Origin of the sequence: Blautia sp. HCN-1074 (assembly GCF_037890165.1) — a bacterium.
Classification (GTDB): Bacteria; Bacillota; Clostridia; order Lachnospirales; family Lachnospiraceae; genus Blautia_A.
The window spans coordinates 119,755-137,783 of sequence record NZ_JBBKBP010000008.1; the positions used below are offsets into that span (position 1 = coordinate 119,755).

Below are 18,029 nucleotides of genomic sequence, written 5' to 3' on the forward strand. Positions count from 1 at the left end.
GAAAGCGGAGCATTGATATCCGCCTGAAGGGAATAGGAGGGATATTTTTGAGGAGACTTTTTAAATTCGGGTATAAGATAACCATTTGTTTTGTAATGATGCTGATACTGCAGACAGGAATGATAACAGCAGTATATGGTGCTGCCAAAAAACCGGAAACCCCTGTGCTGAGTGGAAAGGCCGGTGGAAATGAAGTAATGATTACATGGAATAAAGTAAAGCGGGCTTCCGGATATCATATTTTTTTATACTATAAAGCCTATGGAAAGTATAAATGTGTGGGCAGAATTAAAGACAAGAATATCACGAGTTTTAAACTGACAGGTTCTACAGATAAAATATATACATATAAAATACGTTCCTATCTGAAATCGGGCAGTGAAACTTTGTATAGCCCGTTCTCAAAAACATTAGAGATAAAAACAGCACCCGGAAAACCAGTTATTACCAGGACACAAGTAAAAGAAGAAGGAGTTTCTGTGCAGTGGAAAAAAATCAATTCAGCACAGGGATACCAGGTGTTCAGATCAGAAAAAATGAATGGTGGATATAAGAGAATCAAAGTGATTTCCGGTAACAGTACATTTAGTTATCTTGACACAGAAGCTGTCTGTGGAAAGACTTATTATTACAAAATACGGGCATATGTAAAAAATCAGGGAAATGTAGTATGCTCTGAATCAAGTGATTCTGCAAAAGCGGTTCAGCGGACAACGATCATGATCGGAGATTCAAGAACAGATATGATGAAAGATGTTGTTGAGAATGATAAGATTACATGGATCTGTGAAGTTGGTATGGGATATAAATGGCTCAGAGATACAGCACTGAAAGAATTACAGGAACAGATGAAAGGAAATGAGGACATTTTTATCTGGCTTGGTGTAAATGATGTATATAATATTTCAAACTATATCAGCCTGCTAAATGAAGAGGTACCAAAGTGGAAAGCAAAAGGAGCGAATGTGTATATTGTGGCGGTGGGACAGGTGACTAAGGATCCTTATGTGACAAATGAAGAAATCGAAGAATTTAATTCCAGGATGAAAAATGAAGTTGCCAATGTGAAATATCTGGATCTCTATTCTTATTTAAAGAAAAATGGATATCGAACGACAGATGGAACGCATTACGATAACGAGACTACATGGAAGATATACAGATATCTGATGTCTTTTGTATCATGAGAGAGCCTGTTATATTGCCTTCATTCAGACAAACCTGTTGCAAATGTGATGCATATCTTGCAGAAAGTCTTTTTTCAGGCATGCTCTGGTGTAGATAGTATGCAGATTACAGAAATGATTTTTCAAACATATTCTGGTATATAAAAGAAAAATGGGAAGTCTTGTTAAAAGACTTCCCATAAATAAAAAAATAATGCAGAAGATGGGACTTGAACCCACACGATATTGCTACCACAGGCACCTGAAGCCTGCGCGTCTGCCAATTCCGCCACTTCTGCATTTCTTATTTATCAATCGCTCTCTCGCGACTGCTCATTTATAATAACCGATACATGGATAAAAGTCAATAGGTTTTTTGAAATTTTTTTAATTTTTTTTACAGTAGCTTCAAAACAGACAATTTCTGAGTTTAACCAAATCAAGTAAGTCCCCTGCATCAATTGCGAAGAGCAATAAGCAGTGGGTGGGGACTTGCTTGTATCAGAAGGGGTACAAGCCCCTTCTGATAAACTGCGAAGCAGTTATTTGGTTATGAGCAAGTAGCGAAAGCGGATTGCGAATATCCGATTGACATTGGAAATCTGACAATACAAAAAGTTTTTTGGCGCAAACTTAATTATTTTTAGCGTCTCATAAGGTTGAAAAAAGCACTTTGCTGTGATACAATCTTGAAGATTTAGGAAAAAATAAGTGATAGACACAATATAAAGATAAGAAAGGGAGATTGTATGAAAGCATTTCTGATATTAGAAGATGGCCATGTGTTCAAAGGTACAAGCATTGGTTCAACGAGAGACGTTATCAGCGAAATCGTCTTTAATACTTCCATGACTGGTTATCTGGAAGTAATGACCGACCCTTCCTATGCAGGACAGGCAGTATGTATGACTTATCCCCTCATTGGGAATTACGGAATCTGTTATGATGATCAGGAGTCATCAAAGCCATGGGTGGACGGCTTTATTGTCCGCGAATTATCCCGTGTCCCAAGTAATTTCAGAAGCGTGGACACGATTCAGCATTTCTTAACAAAGCATGATATTCCAGGTATTGCCGGAATTGATACCAGAGCCTTGACGAAAATCCTTCGTGAGAAAGGTACCATGAACGGTATGATCACCGTCAATGAAAATTATGATTTAGATACAATTATCCCCCAGTTAAAAGCATATACAACAGGTAAGGTAGTAGAGAAGGTAACATGCCGCGAGAAAGAAATCTTAAAAGGCGATGGCCCGAAAGTAGCACTTCTTGACCTGGGAGCAAAGAGAAACATTGCACGTTCCCTGAATGAAAGAGGATGTGAGGTTACAATTTATCCGGCACTGACACCTGCGGAAGAGATTCTGGAGGCAAACCCGGATGGCATTATGTTAAGTAATGGCCCTGGAGATCCAAAGGAATGTACTTCTATTATAAAAGAAATAAAAAAATTATACGATTCTGAAGTTCCGATCTTTGCAATCTGTCTTGGACATCAGCTGATGGCACTTGCAACAGGTGGAGATACCCATAAGATGAAATACGGACACAGAGGCGGAAACCATCCGGTCAAAGACCTTGCAACAGGACGTGTTTACATTTCTTCCCAGAACCATGGCTATGTAGTAGATGCTGAGGGACTTGAAGAGAAAAACATTGCAAAACCTGCATTTGTTAATGTCAATGACGGCACAAACGAAGGTATGGCATACGAAGGAAAGAACATCTTTACTGTACAGTTCCATCCTGAAGCATGCCCGGGACCGCAGGATTCCAGCTACCTGTTTGACAGATTTATGGATATGATGGGAGGAAATAAATAATGCCAAGAAATAAAGACATTAAAAAAGTACTTGTAATTGGTTCCGGCCCGATTATCATCGGCCAGGCAGCAGAGTTTGACTATGCAGGAACACAGGCATGCCGTTCCCTGAAAGAAGAAGGCATTGAGGTTGTTCTTCTTAACTCCAACCCTGCAACCATCATGACAGATAAAGATATCGCTGACAGAGTTTATATCGAGCCTCTGACAGTAGAAGTAGTAGAACAGCTTATCCTGAAAGAGAAACCGGACAGCGTCCTTCCTACACTGGGCGGCCAGGCAGGATTAAACCTTGCCATGGAGCTGGATGAGAAAGGTTTCCTGAAAGAACACAATATAAGACTGATCGGTACCACAGCTCTGACCATCAAGAAAGCAGAGGACCGTCAGGAATTTAAAGATACCATGGAGAAGATCGGTGAGCCAATCGCAGCATCCAAGGTTGTTACAACAGTAGAAGATGGTCTTGCATTTACAAATACCATCGGCTATCCGGTAGTTCTCCGTCCTGCTTACACACTCGGTGGAAGCGGCGGCGGTATCGCCCATAATGAATATGAACTCCGTGAAATCCTGGAGAATGGTCTTCGTCTTTCTCGTGTAGGTGAAGTTCTGGTAGAGCGCTGCATCGCAGGATGGAAAGAGATTGAATATGAAGTAATGCGTGACAGCGCAGGAAACTGCATCACAGTCTGCAACATGGAGAACATTGACCCGGTTGGTGTCCACACAGGTGACTCTATCGTAGTTGCTCCGTCTCAGACACTGGGAGATAAAGAATATCAGATGCTCCGTACTTCAGCCCTGAACATCATCACAGAGCTTGGAATCACAGGCGGATGTAATGTTCAGTACGCTCTGAAACCGGACAGCTTTGAATACTGTGTAATCGAGGTTAACCCGCGTGTAAGCCGTTCCTCTGCACTTGCAAGTAAGGCAACAGGTTACCCGATCGCAAAGGTTGCAGCAAAGATTGCCCTGGGTTATACACTGGATGAGATTCCGAATGCGATCACAGGAAAGACATATGCAAGTTTCGAGCCAATGCTTGACTACTGTGTAGTTAAGATTCCGAGACTTCCATTTGATAAATTTATCACTGCAAAGAGAACCCTTACTACTCAGATGAAGGCTACAGGTGAGGTTATGAGTATTTGCCATAACTTCGAAGGTGCCCTGATGAAAGCAATCCGTTCTCTGGAACAGCACGTAGACAGTCTGATGTCCTATGATTTCACACAGCTTACAGACGAGGAACTTCTTGCAGAGCTGGAAATCGTAGATGACCGCAGAATCTGGAAGATTGCAGAAGCAATCCGTCGTGGTATGCCGCAGTCCATGCTTCATGACATCACACAGATTGATATCTGGTTCATCGATAAGATTGCAATCCTTGTAGGTATGGAAAATGCTCTTAAGACCAGAAAGCTTACAAAAGAGCTTCTCCTTGAAGCAAAACGCATGGAATTCCCGGACTACATCGTTGCACGTCTGACAGGCAAAACGGAAGAAGAGATTAAAGCTCTCCGTGAAGAATATCAGATTAAAGCAGCATATAAGATGGTTGATACCTGTGCCGCAGAATTTGCGGCAGCAACACCATATTACTATTCTGTATACGGTGATGAGGGTACAGAGAACGAAGCAATCGCAACACCGGACAAGAAAAAAATCCTTGTACTTGGTTCCGGTCCGATCCGTATCGGTCAGGGTATTGAGTTCGACTTCTGTTCCGTGCACTGTACATGGGCATTTGCAAAAGAAGGCTATGAGACCATCATCATCAACAACAATCCGGAAACAGTTAGTACAGACTTTGATATTGCAGACAAACTGTATTTCGAGCCTCTGACACCGGAAGATGTTGAGAATGTAGTAAATATTGAGAAACCGGACGGAGCAGTTGTACAGTTCGGTGGTCAGACAGCTATCAAATTAACAGAAGCACTGACAAAGATGGGGGTTAAGATCCTCGGAACATCTGCTGAGAACGTAGATGCAGCAGAAGACAGAGAACTTTTCGACGAGATTCTTGAAAAATGCGAGATCCCGAGACCAAAGGGACAGACAGTATTTACTGCTGAGGAAGCTAAGAAAGCGGCAAATGAGCTGGGCTATCCTGTTCTGGTTCGTCCTTCCTATGTACTTGGCGGTCAGGGCATGAGAATCGCTGTAAGCGATGAGGATGTAGAAGAGTATATCGGTGTGATCAATCAGATCGCACAGGAGCACCCGATCCTTGTTGATAAATATCTGATGGGTAAGGAAATCGAAGTCGATGCTGTATGCGATGGCGAGGATATCCTGATCCCTGGTATCATGGAGCACATTGAGCGTGCCGGAATCCACTCCGGTGACAGTATCTCCGTATACCCGGCAAAGACCATCAGCGAAAAAGCAAAAGAGACAATTGCAGAATACACCAGACGTCTTGCAAGAGCACTGCATGTTATCGGTATGATCAACATCCAGTTCATTGTTCTTGGAGATGATGTATATGTAATCGAGGTTAATCCTCGTTCCAGCCGTACTGTACCGTACATCAGCAAGGTAACAGGAATTCCGATCGTTCCTCTTGCAACGAAGGTAATCCTTGGATACAAGCTGAAAGATATGGGCTATGAACCGGGACTTCAGCCGGAAGCAAAACACTATGCGATCAAGATGCCTGTATTCTCATTTGAGAAGATCCGTGGCGCTGATATCAGTCTTGGACCGGAAATGAAATCTACAGGTGAGTGCCTTGGTATTGCTGAGACATTTAACGAAGCACTTTATAAAGCATTTATCGGAGCTGGTATCCGTCTTCCGAAACACAAAAACATGATCATCACTGTTAAAGACGAAGACAAACAGGATATCATCCCGATCGCAAGAAGATTCGAAGCACTTGGCTACAGAATCTATGCTACACTGGGAACTGCAAAAGTCCTCAAAGAAAACGGAATCAAGGTAATCCGTACAAATAAGCTGGAGCAGCCTGCACCAAACCTTATGGACCTTATCCTTGGTCATAAGATCGACGTTGTCATCGATACTCCGCCACAGGGCGTAGAGCATCAGAAAGATGGTTTCGTCATCAGACGTAACGCCATCGAGACAGGTGTCAATGTCCTTACTTCTCTGGATACAGCAGAAGCACTGGCAACCAGCCTTGAGAATACAGACCTGAATAATTTATCTCTTATTGATATTGCTACGATCGCAAGGCGATAATTTTACAGCAGATAAATGATATAGTATAAAATGAAAAGACAGCAGTTGCATTTTCTTTGTGGAAGATGGCAGCTGCTGTCATATTTTATCTTATATGAGGATTGCTATAGTACGAAAATTGCAAATTACAGTTGTGCCGGCATCATGGTGTGTAATATAATCATATAAGCAGATAAAAGAAAATAGATGAATGCTGTAAGAAAGGAAAGATTATGGATTTTATTGAACTGTTAAAGGTCATTTTCCTTGGGATTGTGGAGGGAATCACAGAATGGCTCCCGATCAGCAGTACCGGACATATGATCCTGGTGGATGAGTTTCTGAAACTGAATGTGACAGAGGATTTTAAGAATCTGTTTTTCGTAGTGATCCAGCTTGGCGCGATTCTCGCGGTTGTAGTTCTCTACTGGAACAAATTGTGGCCGTTTTATATCAGACCAATTTCAAAGAAGCAGCAGGCAGTGCTTAACAGGCATGGTGCAGTGTCCAGAGGAATTCTTACTTTTGTGGAGAAATTCTGTGATAAAGAGAAATGGGTGCTCTGGTTTAAAATTATAGTAGCCTGTATACCGACGATTGTTATCGCACTTCCGTTTAATGATGTCATTGAAGAGAAATTTAATAACTATGTAGTAGTTGCCATTGCACTGATCGTATATGGTATCCTCTTCATTGTCATTGAGAACTATAACAAGAGAAGAAGACCAACCTGTACAAATCTGGAAAATCTGTCATTTAAGACTGCATTCATCATCGGTCTGTTCCAGGTACTCTCCGTAGTTCCGGGTACATCCCGTTCAGGTTCCACTATTATCGGAGGTATTCTTGCAGGAACCTCCCGTACAGTAGCAGCAGAATTTACCTTCTTCCTGGGAATCCCGGTCATGTTCGGAGCCAGTCTGCTGAAAATCCTGAAATTCGGTTTTTCCTTCACAGGAACAGAGGTGATGATCCTGATCGTGGGAATGGTAGTGGCATTTGTAGTTTCCATTATCGCGATTAAATTCCTGATGGGATACATAAAGAAACATGATTTCAAGGTATTCGGATGGTACAGAATCGCACTTGGTATTCTGGTGCTTGGATACTTTATCGGAAAAACACTTCTTGGTTAATGCATAAGAAAAGCCTTGCTGTATAAGCGGCATGTACGTCATAAGCGTATATCCCGGACAGCAGGGCTTTTTATCATGTTACAGGATTCCTATATGCAGATCATTTCACCGGTATAAGAGGTGTCATAACCTGTCAGATGATGAATCTCAGTTTTGAAATCTTCAGACTGTACAATTTCCACAAGAGCAGAGAACCCCGGATTTTTCACTGATTTCGCAGGAATTGCCAGATACATCTGCATATCAGTTACAGGGACGAAATCAAGTCCCGGAAAATAACGTGCGATCATTTCTTCTCCCAAAGCAACATTCGCTCTGTGCTCAAAAACAGCAGATGCAGATGACATATCAGAGACAGCTTCATTTCTGTATCCGCTGATCTTTTCAGAAGAGATTCCCCGTTCTTTTAACAGACGGTCCAGATAAACCCTGCGGGCACTTCCTTTTTCACGATTCATAAAAACAACTTTCGGATTCGTCAGGTCCTCTACAGAAGAAATTTTTTCAGGATTTCCGGCCTGTACATAGAAGCCGACAGAGTATTTATATAAAGAAAGAAGTACCAGAGGGATTCCGGGAACCAGGTGACGGATATCATCTACATCCAGACTGGTAGCAGCGATATGTGCCTTTTCGAAATACAGGGAATAAAGTCCGTTATAGTCATTCATATGAGACTGCAGGACAGGAAGCCCATCAGGATGAGCGGACATTTTGCCGAGAAGAAGTTCCAGGGTAGCAGAAGTCTGGCCGCCTAAAATGATACCACTGGAATGAAGCAGATAATCCCTCTTCAGCAGAGAACTCTCAGGTTCAAAATTAACAGAAGTGTACGGAATATCCTGCCCGCTTCCGAAATTGCCGGAACTGCTTCTGTTAAGATACTGTGTCAACTGTTCTTCACTGACCCTGAGCTGTTTTCCGATTTTGGAAGATTCCAGCTCACCGCGCTTGATAAGTTCATAGACCGTCGTCTTTTTGATCTTCAGACGGTCTGCGACCTCCTGAGCTGTGTAAAGTTTATTCATCAATACCTACCATGACATTAGTAGCCTTGATCACTGCATAAGCATCAGAACCTACTTTCAGGTTTAATTCTTCAACTGCTGCACAGGAGATGGTTGCTGTAATAATGTTTCCGCCGCCGATATCAATAGAAACGATGGAGTTTACAGCTCCGTTATTGATACTTACTACTTTCCCCTTTAACTGATTGCGTGCACTTAATTTCATGATAATTACCTCACTGTTTATTATTTTTTTCTATAGATTTATCTGATACCCGATCAAAGGCCGGAAAGTTGTTTATGCCGGTAAAAATAAGGCTTTCGACCTTTTGTCATTTACATGATAACATATACAAATAAAATTGACAAGAATACAAAAGTTTTGTACAATAGATACAAAATGAAACAAAACTGAACAAAACAAAACGAAACTAAATGAAAGACGGTAAAAATATGAGAAAGAAATTAATTGCAGCAATGATGGCAGGAGTACTGAGCGCAGGAATGCTCAGCACAGGAGTTTTCGCAGCGGATACAGACTTAAAAGGTGAAGTCAACACATTCATCGCAGCGAGCTTAAGCAATGCAATGGAAGAAATCCAGAAAGACTTCAATGAGACATATCCTGATGTTGAAATCCTCTACAATGCAGACAGCTCAGGTACATTACAGACACAGATAGAAGAAGGCGCACGCTGTGATATCTTTTTTTCAGCAGCTGATAAACAGATGAATGCTCTGGTAGACGAAAATTTGGCTAAGAAAGATACTGTAGAAGATATCCTTGAGAATAAAGTCGTTCTGATCAAACCTAAGGATGGAGAAACAAAAGTTACAGGATTTGAGAACATTACAGATGCAGCCAATATTGCACTTGCAGGTGACAGTGTTCCGGTTGGACAGTATGCCAGAGAGATTTTTGACAACCTTGGAATTACAGATGAAGTAAATAAGATGGAGATCAATGAAGGTAAAAATGTATCTGAAGTTCTTGCTGCAGTAAGTGAAGGAAGTAATGAGATCGGTATCGTTTATGCTACAGATGCAGCTTCCGTTGCAGATAAAGTAGACGTTATCGCAGAAGCTCCGGCAGATGCACTGAAGACACCTGTTCGCTATCCGGTAGGCCTTATCGAAGACAAAGAGGCATCTGAAGATGATACAGCAGCTGCAGAAGCATTTCTTGAGTACATCAAATCTGATGACGCTATGAAAGTGTTTGAGAAATATGGCTTTACAGCATACAAAGTAGATGATATTTCCGAAACAGATGATAAAGATGCAGAAACAACAGAAGAAACAGATGACACAGAAACAAATGCTGAGACAGAGACAACAGAGGAAGCTAAATAAGAATGAGTGAATTTCTGGCAGAAATAAACTGGAGTCCTTTATGGATTTCACTGAAAACAGGTTTCGCGGCTACTGTGATCGCGTTCTTTCTGGGGATATTCTTTGCGAGACTGGTAATGAAGATGAAACCTGTTTCCAGAGGCATACTGGATGGTATCCTGACCATGCCTCTGGTACTTCCCCCGACAGTGGCCGGTTTCATCCTGCTTCTGCTGTTCAGCCTGAGACGTCCGTTGGGGGCATTTCTGCTGGATAATTTTGACATTAAGATCGTACAGACCTGGAAGGGCTGCGTGATCGCAGCATCTGTAATTGCGTTTCCGTTGATGTACAGAAATGCACGCGCTGCATTTGAACAGGTGGATGTGAATCTGATCGCAGCAGGCAAGACACTTGGTATGAGTGACAGAAGAATCTTCTGGACAGTTGTCATGCCGACAGCAGGACCCGGAATTGCTTCCGGTACGGTGCTTGCATTTGCCAGAGCAATCGGAGAATACGGCGCAACATCTATGCTTGCAGGAAATATTCTTGGCAAGACAAGAACTGTTTCTGTCGCCATTGCTTCTGAAACTGCGGCAGGAAATTATGGAATGGCCGGTTTCTGGGTAGTTGTAATCTTGATCATTTCATTTGTGATCGTTGCGGCAATCAATATTGTTTCCGGTAAGGGAATGAAGATGGGCAGGTGGATGTAATGGCAGTCAGTGTGGATATTGAGAAGAAACTTCATGGCTTCACTCTGAAAGTAAAGCTGGAGAGTGATGGTTCTCCAATGGGAATCCTTGGAGCATCCGGAAGCGGAAAAAGTATGACTCTGCGCTGTATTGCAGGAATCCAGACACCGGACTCAGGAAGAATTGTTGTAAATGATAAAGTTCTTTTCGATTCAGAAAAAAAGATCAATCTGAAACCGCAGGAGAGGAAGGTTGGCTATCTTTTTCAGAACTATGCACTTTTTCCTACCATGACTGTAGAGAAGAATATTGCATGCGGATACAGAGGGGATAAGAAACATCTTAAGGCAAAAGTGGCAGATTACATAGAGCGCTATCAGCTTAACGGGCTGGAGAAACGTTATCCGGGACAGCTTTCCGGAGGTCAGCAGCAGCGTGTCGCACTGGCACGAATGATGATCGGAGAACCGGAAGTCATCCTTCTGGATGAACCGTTCTCAGCACTGGATGGATATCTGAAAGATATCATGCAGCGTGATATGCAGAACTTTCTTAATGAGTACACAGGTGATATGATTCTGGTCACTCACAGCCGTGATGAGGCTTACAAGTTCTGCGGACATCTGACAATTCTGGACAGCGGTCAGGCGCTTACTACAGGAGAAACAAAGAAACTCTTTGAGCGCCCCGGTATTCTGCAGGCAGCCAGACTGACAGGATGTAAAAATTTCTCAACTGTACAGAAGATGGGAGAACACAGCATTTATGCAGTGGACTGGGATCTGATGTTGCAGACCAAAGATGTGGTGCCGGATGATGTTACCCATGTGGGAATCCGCGGTCACTGGATGAAAGGTGCATCTGAAGGCGGAGAGAACCACATGGAAGTGGAAGTTATGGAATATATTGAAACGACCTTTGAACATCAGTATTTACTGAAGAACAAGAAAGGCGGAGACTGTCAGCCGGTCTGGTGGATGTGTCCGAAAGGAGATTTCGAAGAAGACCCGCAGGCAAAAGTCCCGAAATATATCTGCTTTCCGACAGAGCATCTGATGTTGCTGAAAGATATAAAATAAGAACTATAAAAGTCAGTGGAGACTCGTAAGCATCGCAGAAGACTTACCTGATTTGGTTAAAAATGAAAAGTGCTGTATCTTCATTTCCAGGAAAGAAGATACAGCACTTTTTGCAATCTGAATTATGACAGATTACTGTTGAAAAGATAATCAATATAAGACACAGCTTCTGATAAATGAGGGGAGTTGGAAATCACTCCCAGATAAACAGTGCCGTTCATGCCTGCATTTTTTAAATAGACAGATTCGGAAATATCCAGTCCCATGGGATATTCCTTTGTCTCAGCTGAGTAAGTAACAGAAGGGTCCAGATATATATCTACTGAATTATCGTTCAGGATTTTTGTATTTGTCTGAAGAAATGGAGAAACTTCCTTATATAATCCGGGATTTTTTTGCTGAAGCAGTTTCTCAAGATCGCAGAGATAACCATTTTGGGAAAAGGCGTCAAATGCTTCTTTGTTCATGAATACAACATCAAGTGATTCACTGTCAATTGCTCCAAGGATCTTCATACGGGAGGCGTAGGTGTATTCGTGGTTAGGATTATTTTCGTTATCTGTAAGATATAAACCTTTGTACAGACGAACCTCATTTCTGGAATCATTAATTTTCTGTGCGTCAAGAAAACCATTTCCAAGCTGTTCGCTCAGTTCTTCATCTGGAACGAAATTTACAAAGGCAGCAGACAGAATCTGATTTTTTTCTGTAAGGTGTCCATACAGAATATATCCTATGATGTATATCACAATACATACAAAAATAATCGGCAGTTTATAATAATCCCAGATATACCTGATTTTTGCTTTTGTGCCTGGCAGACTGGAAATTCTGGTATGAGTGGAAGTCATAAACGAGTCTCCTTTATAAAAATCATGTACGTAAAGGGCTGGAAGTTTCTGAAATACTTTTTTCCTCCAGAAGTTTCATAATGTTGGAAAGAAGACAGGAGCATAAAAATGCACAGAGTCCTTCGCCAAAGATAATTGCCGGTGTGAAGAAACGGATTACAACCACTGTCATTATAAAATAGATAACCATCATCAAAACTGTACAGAGGAGAAAACGCATTCCTGTGATAATGGAGTTTTTAAACATGGCAGGAATGGAGTTTTCAAAGCGCGCCATTAATGGGAAAATGTAGAGAAGAACAATGGCATAGGCAATTACTGCAACAATAAAAACAGCTGTTATGATGGTCCAGAAAACATTTTCAAATCGCAGATGGTATAACACATAGCCGTCTATGCCAAGGATGATTCCGATTCCCAGTAAAATAAGCCATACGATTGTGCTCTGTCGGAAATTACTCTTAAAGGAATGAAAGAAGTCTTTGGTGATGTTTCCTTCTTCATTTCGTGCCATTTTCAGAGTGACATAAAAAAGTGCAGTTGTGGAAGCACCGGCGGTAACAACAGGAATACAGCAGATGAACCATAAAATGTTCAGGTAAACGCTGAGTGCTGTTTTGGTTATAAACTGCATAACTGTATTATCCGGATTGAAGAAATTTTTCATAATATAATTACCTCCTGTCAGATTGGGAGCTGGATCAGTCTCCGGTGGAGTCTCGATAAATGAGGCTGGTTTCTGTGTATATGGTGCGATAGTTCAGAGACGGATTTTTGATCCGGGATATCAGAAGATGAACAGCGGAAAATCCCATGATCTGGCTGTGAATGTGGATGGTAGTCAGAGGCGGCATAACAATCTTTGATTCCGGAGAATCATCAAAACCACAGATATAAACATCTTCAGGAATGGAATATCCCAGTTTGCGAAGCACATGCATGGTATCAATGGCAACAAAATCGTTGGCACATATGATTACTTCCGGAAGCTTTTCTAATTTCACGAAACACCGGGTAAGATAATCCTGATAATCTTCGGAACCGGGATTTTCTACCCCTTCTTTGTTTTCCAGCATGCAATAATCTTCATTATAATCCAGCCCAAGAAGAAACATGGCGTCACGAAATGCCATATAACGTTCCCAGAAGGACTGGCAGTGAAAACGTTCTCCTACAAAACCAAAACTCTTTTTTCCTCGTCGGATCATTTCCTGTATAAAACTGTAGATACAGGACTGGTTATCCATATAAAGCCGGTCTGCCTTTAAGGGGGCAGCAAGACCTGCGACTGGTGAATCAACAAAGAGAACAGGAATATCCAGATTGCAGACCATCTGACTGTAGGCGTGATCGAAAAGTTCATAACAGATGATTCCTGAAGTTCTGGAAGCGTCGAAGGTGACCGGAAGCTTCTGGCTCTTTAATTCATTTCCCAGAATACGGTGCATGGAAAGGCTGTATCCCATCTGAGAGATTTCTCTCTGGAATTTGTCAAGCATGGTAGAAGAAAAGTGGGAATCTCCCAGAAACTTCGTTGTCAGCAGTGCGATTTCCTTATTATTAGACTGTGAATCAGAAGCATTGTTCTGATTTGTGATATCTTCCAGTGTTGCAGCGTAGGAAAACTGTTTATATCCCATTTCTACTGCTTTTCTGAGAACCTTTTCTTTTGTGGCATCAGCCAGGATGCCGGTATTATTGATTGCTTTTGAAACTGTATTTCTGGATAGGCCGAGGGCATCGGCAATATCCTGTATGGTTACTCGTTCAGGCATAATTACCTCCTGTTTTTTAATAATTTTATGGAGTTATTTCTTATATATATAACTATTGTAATGTAAAATGGATGAAATGTCAAATGATAAATGTAAAAATGTAAAATAAAAGAATGTCACAAATGTAACAGAATATAGATAAAAAGTATAAATATACAATAGGAAATAAAAATATAGTTGTGCAAAGTGTAAAAGCTATATTGACAAATGTAAAAATATATGGTAAAACAATGTTATAAATCAAAAAGATGATTTTACAGATGAACAAACGATGATTGTAAAAAAGTCAGAAGAATAGTTACAAATGTAAAATTATCAGGAGAAGGAGAAAGGAGGAGATTCTGAAACTATGAGTGGAAAAACTATGAGTGTTTCAGAAAAGAAACAAGGAGAGAAAAAGCAGGGACTTCATAACACACTGGTCTATGTGAAACAGCACTGGCAGCTTTATGTGATCTTTCTGTTTCCGGCACTTATCCTGACTCTGATATTCAAGTATATACCGATGGGCGGAATCCTGATCGCATTCCAGAGGTATAACCCGATCAGAGGAATTATGGGAAGTGAATGGGTAGGACTGACATATTTCAAACGGTTTTTGTCATCTCCGGATTTTATGAGATATCTGGTAAATACACTGAAACTTAGTATTTACGGATTATTGTGGGGATTTCCAATACCGATCCTGCTTGCATTTCTGTTAAACAGAATTGAGAGTAAAGGAATTAAGAAAAAAGTCCAGCTTATCCTTTATATGCCAAACTTTGTTTCTGTAATTGTACTGTGCGGTATTGTAAGAATTTTTCTTTCCGTAACAGGTCCGGTAAACCTTTTACTGGGCACAAGCATTAACTTTATGACAATGCCGGAGGCATTCAGATCCATTTATATTATCAGTGGTATCTGGCAGGGTGCAGGATGGGCGTCCATTATGTATACGGCTTCACTTTCCAATGCAAGTCAGGAACTGAAGGAAGCGGCCGTCATTGATGGTGCCAACATTTTCCAGCAGATTAAGGCTGTAGAGTGGCCGGCGATCAAAGATATGGTAGTCATCCAGTTTATTCTCCAGGCCGGTAACATTATGAGTATTGGATTTGAAAAAGCATATGCACTTCAGACAGACCTGAACCTGCCTTCTTCAGAAATCATTGCTACATATGTATACAAAAAAGGTCTGTTGGATGGAGATTACAGCTTTTCTACAGCTGTAGGTCTGTTTAATACAGTGATTAATGTAATCCTGCTGATCATAGTAAATAAAGTTGTTGCAAAAATGAATGACGGTAAAGGTTTATAGGGAGGAAGAATATCATGAAGAAAAAAAGCAGATTTGCCAGATACTCCCTGCAGGATAAGGCATTATTATTAACAGGATATATTTTATTAGGACTTTTTGTAATTGCGATCGTAGTTCCAATGTGTTATATCGTAGTAGCATCCTTTATGGACCCGATCACTCTTCAGAATAAAGGAATTACCTTTGATTTCAGCAAATGGACACTGACAGCTTATCAGAGAGTTATTTCCAATGCACAGATCTGGATCGGGTTTAAAAATGCGGTAGTTTATTCAGTTATTTTTACAATTGTATCTGTACTGATCACACTGTTTGCAGCTTATCCTATGTCCAGAGCCGATTTTAAGGGAAGAGGATTTTTCAATGTTATCTTTATGATCACTATGTTCTTTGGAGGCGGATTGATCCCTACATACTTGCTGATCAGCAACCTGGGACTTCTGGACAGCATGTGGGCGGTTATCCTGCCTGGTGCTTTCAGCGTATGGAATATGATCATTGCCAGAACATTTTATCAGGGAATTCCTTCTGAACTTCGTGAGGCAGCAGAAGTAGATGGTGCCAATGAGATGGTATATTTCTTTAAGATCCTTCTTCCGGTATGTACACCGGTTATTGCAGTGCTGGCATTATGGCAGTTTGTAGCAATGTGGAACAGTTACTTTGATGCAATGATCTATCTGAATGATTCTGCAAAACAGCCATTGCAGCTGGTTCTCCGTTCTATTCTTATCCAGAACCAGCCGGAGTCAGGAATGATCTCAGATATGCAGAGTACCGCAGCAAGAGCACAGCTCGCAGAACTTCTGAAATATGCAACAATTATTATATCAAGTTTACCATTGTTGGTAATGTATCCGTTTTTCCAGAAATATTTTGATGCCGGTATTATGGCTGGCTCTATCAAGGGATAAAGAGAGGAGAAGAGTATGAAAGCAAAAAAAATAAAAGCATTTATGGCAGCAGCACTGGCAGTTTGTATGGTAGCTTCCATGACAGGATGTGGAAAGAGTAAAGTGGCACTTAATGACGGAGAATTTCAGGAAGTAGACAAGGCAGAACTGGAATTTCCACTGAAAGAAAAAACAGAGATTTCCGGTATGACAAGCTATCCGGCAAACACAGAGTCTGACCCGAATAAGAGAACCATCTTCAAACGTCTTCAGGAAAAAACAAATGTTGAAGTAAAATGGAATGCAATCCAGTCAGACCAGTGGAGTGATAAGATCTCTCTTGCAATGGCAAACCCCAAGGAATTATCGGATTTCGTATTTTCAGCAGGTTTCAGTGACAGTGATCTTCTGAAATATGCAGACCAGGGAATCATCATTGCTCTGGAAGATTACATAGATGCTTATATGCCGAATCTGAAAGCTGTTTTTGACAAGTATCCGGAATACAGAACCATGTGTACAGACACAGAAGGACATATCTGGGCACTTCCATGGATCGAGCAGCTGGGTTCAGGCAAAACAGCAATCCAGACAGTGGGAAATATGAGCTTTATCAATAAGAAATGGCTGGATTTCCTGAATCTTGAAGTTCCTGAAACTGTAGATGAATTTGAACAGGTTCTGATCGCATTCCGTGACCATGCCTCCGAACTTCAGGAAGAATTTGGTATTGATGGAAGTATTATCCCAATGTCCTGTATCGTAAATGACGGAGATCAGGACCCATCTATCCTGATCAACGGATTTGGAGAAGGATACGGAGATGCAGATAAAACCAGACACATCGCAGTTACAGACGATAAGAAAGTCATCTGCTCTGCCACACAGGATGGATACAAAAAAGGTATCGAATGGCTGAACAAACTCAATGACGAAGGTCTGATCGATCCGGAAGCATTTACACAGGAATGGTCCACTTATGTATCCAAAGGAAAGTCCGGAAGATACGGCGTATGCTTTAGCTGGGATGTAGCAAACATTGACAATCTGGAAGACTGGGTTCCGCTTCCTGTTCTTACAGCAGATACCAGAAACCTGACACCGCAGAATGGTTCCTTTACAAGTGGATTTGACCGTGGACGTTGTGTTGTAACAGCAGTTGCCAAGAATCCGGCACTTGTATGTGCATGGTTAGACCAGATGTATGATCCGATACAGTCCCCGCAGAACAACTGGGGAACTTACGGCGAAGATGATGACTTTGATATCTTCGAAATGAGTAAGAACGCAGAAGGCGGAGATATGCTGAAACATGCACCTCTTGGAGATGCTTCCCCTGTAGAAGTAAGAGAGGCAGAGTCTGTAGGAGGACCGCTGGCAGTTCTGGATGAATATTATGATAAATATGTAACCTGCCCGGATGATGCACAGTATCGTCTTGACTGGATTGAAGACTACTTTACTCCGGACATGCACACAGAATATGTATATCCGAACGTATTTATGAACAGAGAAGATACAGAAGAATTGTCCAACCTTCAGGCTGATATTCAGAAAACGATCAATGCAAAGAAATCTGACTGGATCATGAACGGATTTACAGATGCTGACTGGGATGAATATCTCAAGAGTCTGGATTCCTATGGACTGGAAGATTATCTGAAGATTTATCAGAAGTATCTGGATGCATATTATGCTGAACAGAAATAGAAACCTGTTCCTTTGATGGCACTGTCAGGCAATTTGCCTGTGGGAAAAATAATGAAAATGTG

Annotated in this window: 15 protein-coding genes and 1 tRNA gene; 10 read left to right on the plus strand and 6 right to left on the minus strand. The window is 41.4% G+C overall.

Going from position 1 to position 18,029, the window contains the following annotated elements; translation table 11 throughout:
* The first annotated feature begins 47 nt into the window (after positions 1-47).
* Positions 48-1,187, plus strand: coding sequence for a hypothetical protein (locus WKT11_RS09150; RefSeq protein ID WP_181977691.1), 1,140 nt, complete (start codon positions 48-50; stop codon positions 1,185-1,187).
* 194 nt (positions 1,188-1,381) lie between these two features.
* Here the strand turns inward: WKT11_RS09150 and WKT11_RS09155 are convergent.
* Positions 1,382-1,465 (minus strand) — tRNA-Leu (locus WKT11_RS09155).
* A gap of 450 nt (positions 1,466-1,915) precedes the next feature.
* Here WKT11_RS09155 and WKT11_RS09160 point away from each other — a divergent pair.
* The 3 genes from WKT11_RS09160 (at position 1,916) to WKT11_RS09170 (ending at position 7,322) form a co-directional block, all read left to right on the plus strand.
* On the plus strand, positions 1,916-2,992 hold the full coding sequence (locus WKT11_RS09160; protein WP_022380222.1) for a carbamoyl phosphate synthase small subunit: 1,077 nt from the start codon (positions 1,916-1,918) through the stop codon (positions 2,990-2,992).
* Positions 2,992-6,207, plus strand: a complete 3,216-nt coding sequence (gene carB, locus WKT11_RS09165; RefSeq protein WP_117676140.1) for a carbamoyl-phosphate synthase large subunit — start codon at positions 2,992-2,994, stop codon at positions 6,205-6,207. The genes WKT11_RS09160 and carB overlap by 1 nt, the downstream gene beginning before the upstream one ends.
* Before the next feature lie 212 nt (positions 6,208-6,419).
* Entirely contained in the window at positions 6,420-7,322 is a 903-nt protein-coding gene (locus WKT11_RS09170; protein ID WP_117676138.1) for an undecaprenyl-diphosphate phosphatase, read from the plus strand.
* An 89-nt stretch (positions 7,323-7,411) separates the two neighbouring features.
* On the opposite strand, the gene WKT11_RS09175 is transcribed toward WKT11_RS09170, so the two are convergent.
* Entirely contained in the window at positions 7,412-8,350 is a 939-nt protein-coding gene (locus WKT11_RS09175) for a substrate-binding domain-containing protein (protein ID WP_117676137.1), read from the minus strand.
* A complete protein-coding gene (locus tag WKT11_RS09180; protein WP_008706085.1) occupies positions 8,343-8,555 on the minus strand; it encodes a TOBE domain-containing protein in 213 nt (70 codons plus the stop codon). Before WKT11_RS09180 ends, WKT11_RS09175 begins: the two co-directional genes overlap by 8 nt.
* A 209-nt stretch (positions 8,556-8,764) precedes the next feature.
* Here WKT11_RS09180 and modA point away from each other — a divergent pair, with 209 nt between their 5' ends.
* The 3 genes from modA to WKT11_RS09195 are packed head-to-tail and all read left to right on the plus strand — an operon-like array spanning position 8,765 to position 11,438.
* Entirely contained in the window at positions 8,765-9,682 is a 918-nt protein-coding gene (modA, locus tag WKT11_RS09185; RefSeq protein WP_340283914.1) for a molybdate ABC transporter substrate-binding protein, read from the plus strand.
* A 2-nt stretch (positions 9,683-9,684) separates the two neighbouring features.
* On the plus strand, positions 9,685-10,380 hold the full coding sequence (gene modB / locus WKT11_RS09190; RefSeq protein WP_117676135.1) for a molybdate ABC transporter permease subunit: 696 nt from the start codon (positions 9,685-9,687) through the stop codon (positions 10,378-10,380).
* A complete protein-coding gene (locus tag WKT11_RS09195) occupies positions 10,380-11,438 on the plus strand; it encodes an ATP-binding cassette domain-containing protein (protein ID WP_181977689.1) in 1,059 nt (352 codons plus the stop codon). The genes modB and WKT11_RS09195 overlap by 1 nt, the downstream gene beginning before the upstream one ends.
* A 122-nt stretch (positions 11,439-11,560) precedes the next feature.
* On the opposite strand, the gene WKT11_RS09200 is transcribed toward WKT11_RS09195, so the two are convergent.
* The 3 genes from WKT11_RS09200 to WKT11_RS09210 are packed head-to-tail and all read right to left on the minus strand — an operon-like array spanning position 11,561 to position 14,064.
* The gene (locus WKT11_RS09200) at positions 11,561-12,289 is read right to left on the minus strand and encodes a hypothetical protein (RefSeq protein ID WP_117676131.1); all 729 of its coding nucleotides are present in this window, start codon (positions 12,287-12,289) and stop codon (positions 11,561-11,563) included.
* 22 nt (positions 12,290-12,311) lie between these two features.
* Positions 12,312-12,956 carry a YesL family protein gene (locus tag WKT11_RS09205; protein WP_117676129.1) on the minus strand — a complete coding sequence of 215 codons (645 nt, stop codon included), beginning with the start codon at positions 12,954-12,956 and terminating at the stop codon, positions 12,312-12,314.
* Between the two features lie 34 nt (positions 12,957-12,990).
* Positions 12,991-14,064, minus strand: a complete 1,074-nt coding sequence (locus WKT11_RS09210) for a LacI family DNA-binding transcriptional regulator (protein ID WP_117676127.1) — start codon at positions 14,062-14,064, stop codon at positions 12,991-12,993.
* 364 nt (positions 14,065-14,428) lie between these two features.
* Here WKT11_RS09210 and WKT11_RS09215 point away from each other — a divergent pair, with 364 nt between their 5' ends.
* The 3 genes from WKT11_RS09215 to WKT11_RS09225 are packed head-to-tail and all read left to right on the plus strand — an operon-like array spanning position 14,429 to position 17,967.
* Positions 14,429-15,364 (plus strand): ABC transporter permease, encoded by a 936-nt coding sequence (locus WKT11_RS09215; protein WP_117676216.1) that lies wholly within the window; start codon positions 14,429-14,431, stop codon positions 15,362-15,364.
* 14 nt (positions 15,365-15,378) lie between these two features.
* Positions 15,379-16,278, plus strand: a complete 900-nt coding sequence (locus WKT11_RS09220) for a carbohydrate ABC transporter permease (protein ID WP_117676125.1) — start codon at positions 15,379-15,381, stop codon at positions 16,276-16,278.
* Between the two features lie 15 nt (positions 16,279-16,293).
* On the plus strand, positions 16,294-17,967 hold the full coding sequence (locus WKT11_RS09225) for an extracellular solute-binding protein (RefSeq protein WP_117676123.1): 1,674 nt from the start codon (positions 16,294-16,296) through the stop codon (positions 17,965-17,967).
* Positions 17,968-18,029: the final 62 nt, after the last annotated feature.

What these genes read in the sequence shown, in the direction of transcription:
- WKT11_RS09195 (WP_181977689.1), top strand. Translation starts at nt 10,380, where the DNA reads ATGGCAGTCAGTGTGGATATTGAGAAGAAACTTCATGGCTTCACTCTG.
- WKT11_RS09225 (WP_117676123.1), top strand. Translation starts at nt 16,294, where the DNA reads ATGAAAGCAAAAAAAATAAAAGCATTTATGGCAGCAGCACTGGCAGTT.
- WKT11_RS09205 (WP_117676129.1), bottom strand. Translation starts at nt 12,956, where the DNA reads ATGAAAAATTTCTTCAATCCGGATAATACAGTTATGCAGTTTATAACC.
- WKT11_RS09175 (WP_117676137.1), bottom strand. Translation starts at nt 8,350, where the DNA reads ATGAATAAACTTTACACAGCTCAGGAGGTCGCAGACCGTCTGAAGATC.
- modB (WP_117676135.1), top strand. Translation starts at nt 9,685, where the DNA reads ATGAGTGAATTTCTGGCAGAAATAAACTGGAGTCCTTTATGGATTTCA.
- WKT11_RS09220 (WP_117676125.1), top strand. Translation starts at nt 15,379, where the DNA reads ATGAAGAAAAAAAGCAGATTTGCCAGATACTCCCTGCAGGATAAGGCA.
- WKT11_RS09200 (WP_117676131.1), bottom strand. Translation starts at nt 12,289, where the DNA reads ATGACTTCCACTCATACCAGAATTTCCAGTCTGCCAGGCACAAAAGCA.
- WKT11_RS09210 (WP_117676127.1), bottom strand. Translation starts at nt 14,064, where the DNA reads ATGCCTGAACGAGTAACCATACAGGATATTGCCGATGCCCTCGGCCTA.
- WKT11_RS09160 (WP_022380222.1), top strand. Translation starts at nt 1,916, where the DNA reads ATGAAAGCATTTCTGATATTAGAAGATGGCCATGTGTTCAAAGGTACA.
- modA (WP_340283914.1), top strand. Translation starts at nt 8,765, where the DNA reads ATGAAAGACGGTAAAAATATGAGAAAGAAATTAATTGCAGCAATGATG.
- WKT11_RS09215 (WP_117676216.1), top strand. Translation starts at nt 14,429, where the DNA reads ATGAGTGTTTCAGAAAAGAAACAAGGAGAGAAAAAGCAGGGACTTCAT.
- WKT11_RS09180 (WP_008706085.1), bottom strand. Translation starts at nt 8,555, where the DNA reads ATGAAATTAAGTGCACGCAATCAGTTAAAGGGGAAAGTAGTAAGTATC.
- WKT11_RS09170 (WP_117676138.1), top strand. Translation starts at nt 6,420, where the DNA reads ATGGATTTTATTGAACTGTTAAAGGTCATTTTCCTTGGGATTGTGGAG.
- carB (WP_117676140.1), top strand. Translation starts at nt 2,992, where the DNA reads ATGCCAAGAAATAAAGACATTAAAAAAGTACTTGTAATTGGTTCCGGC.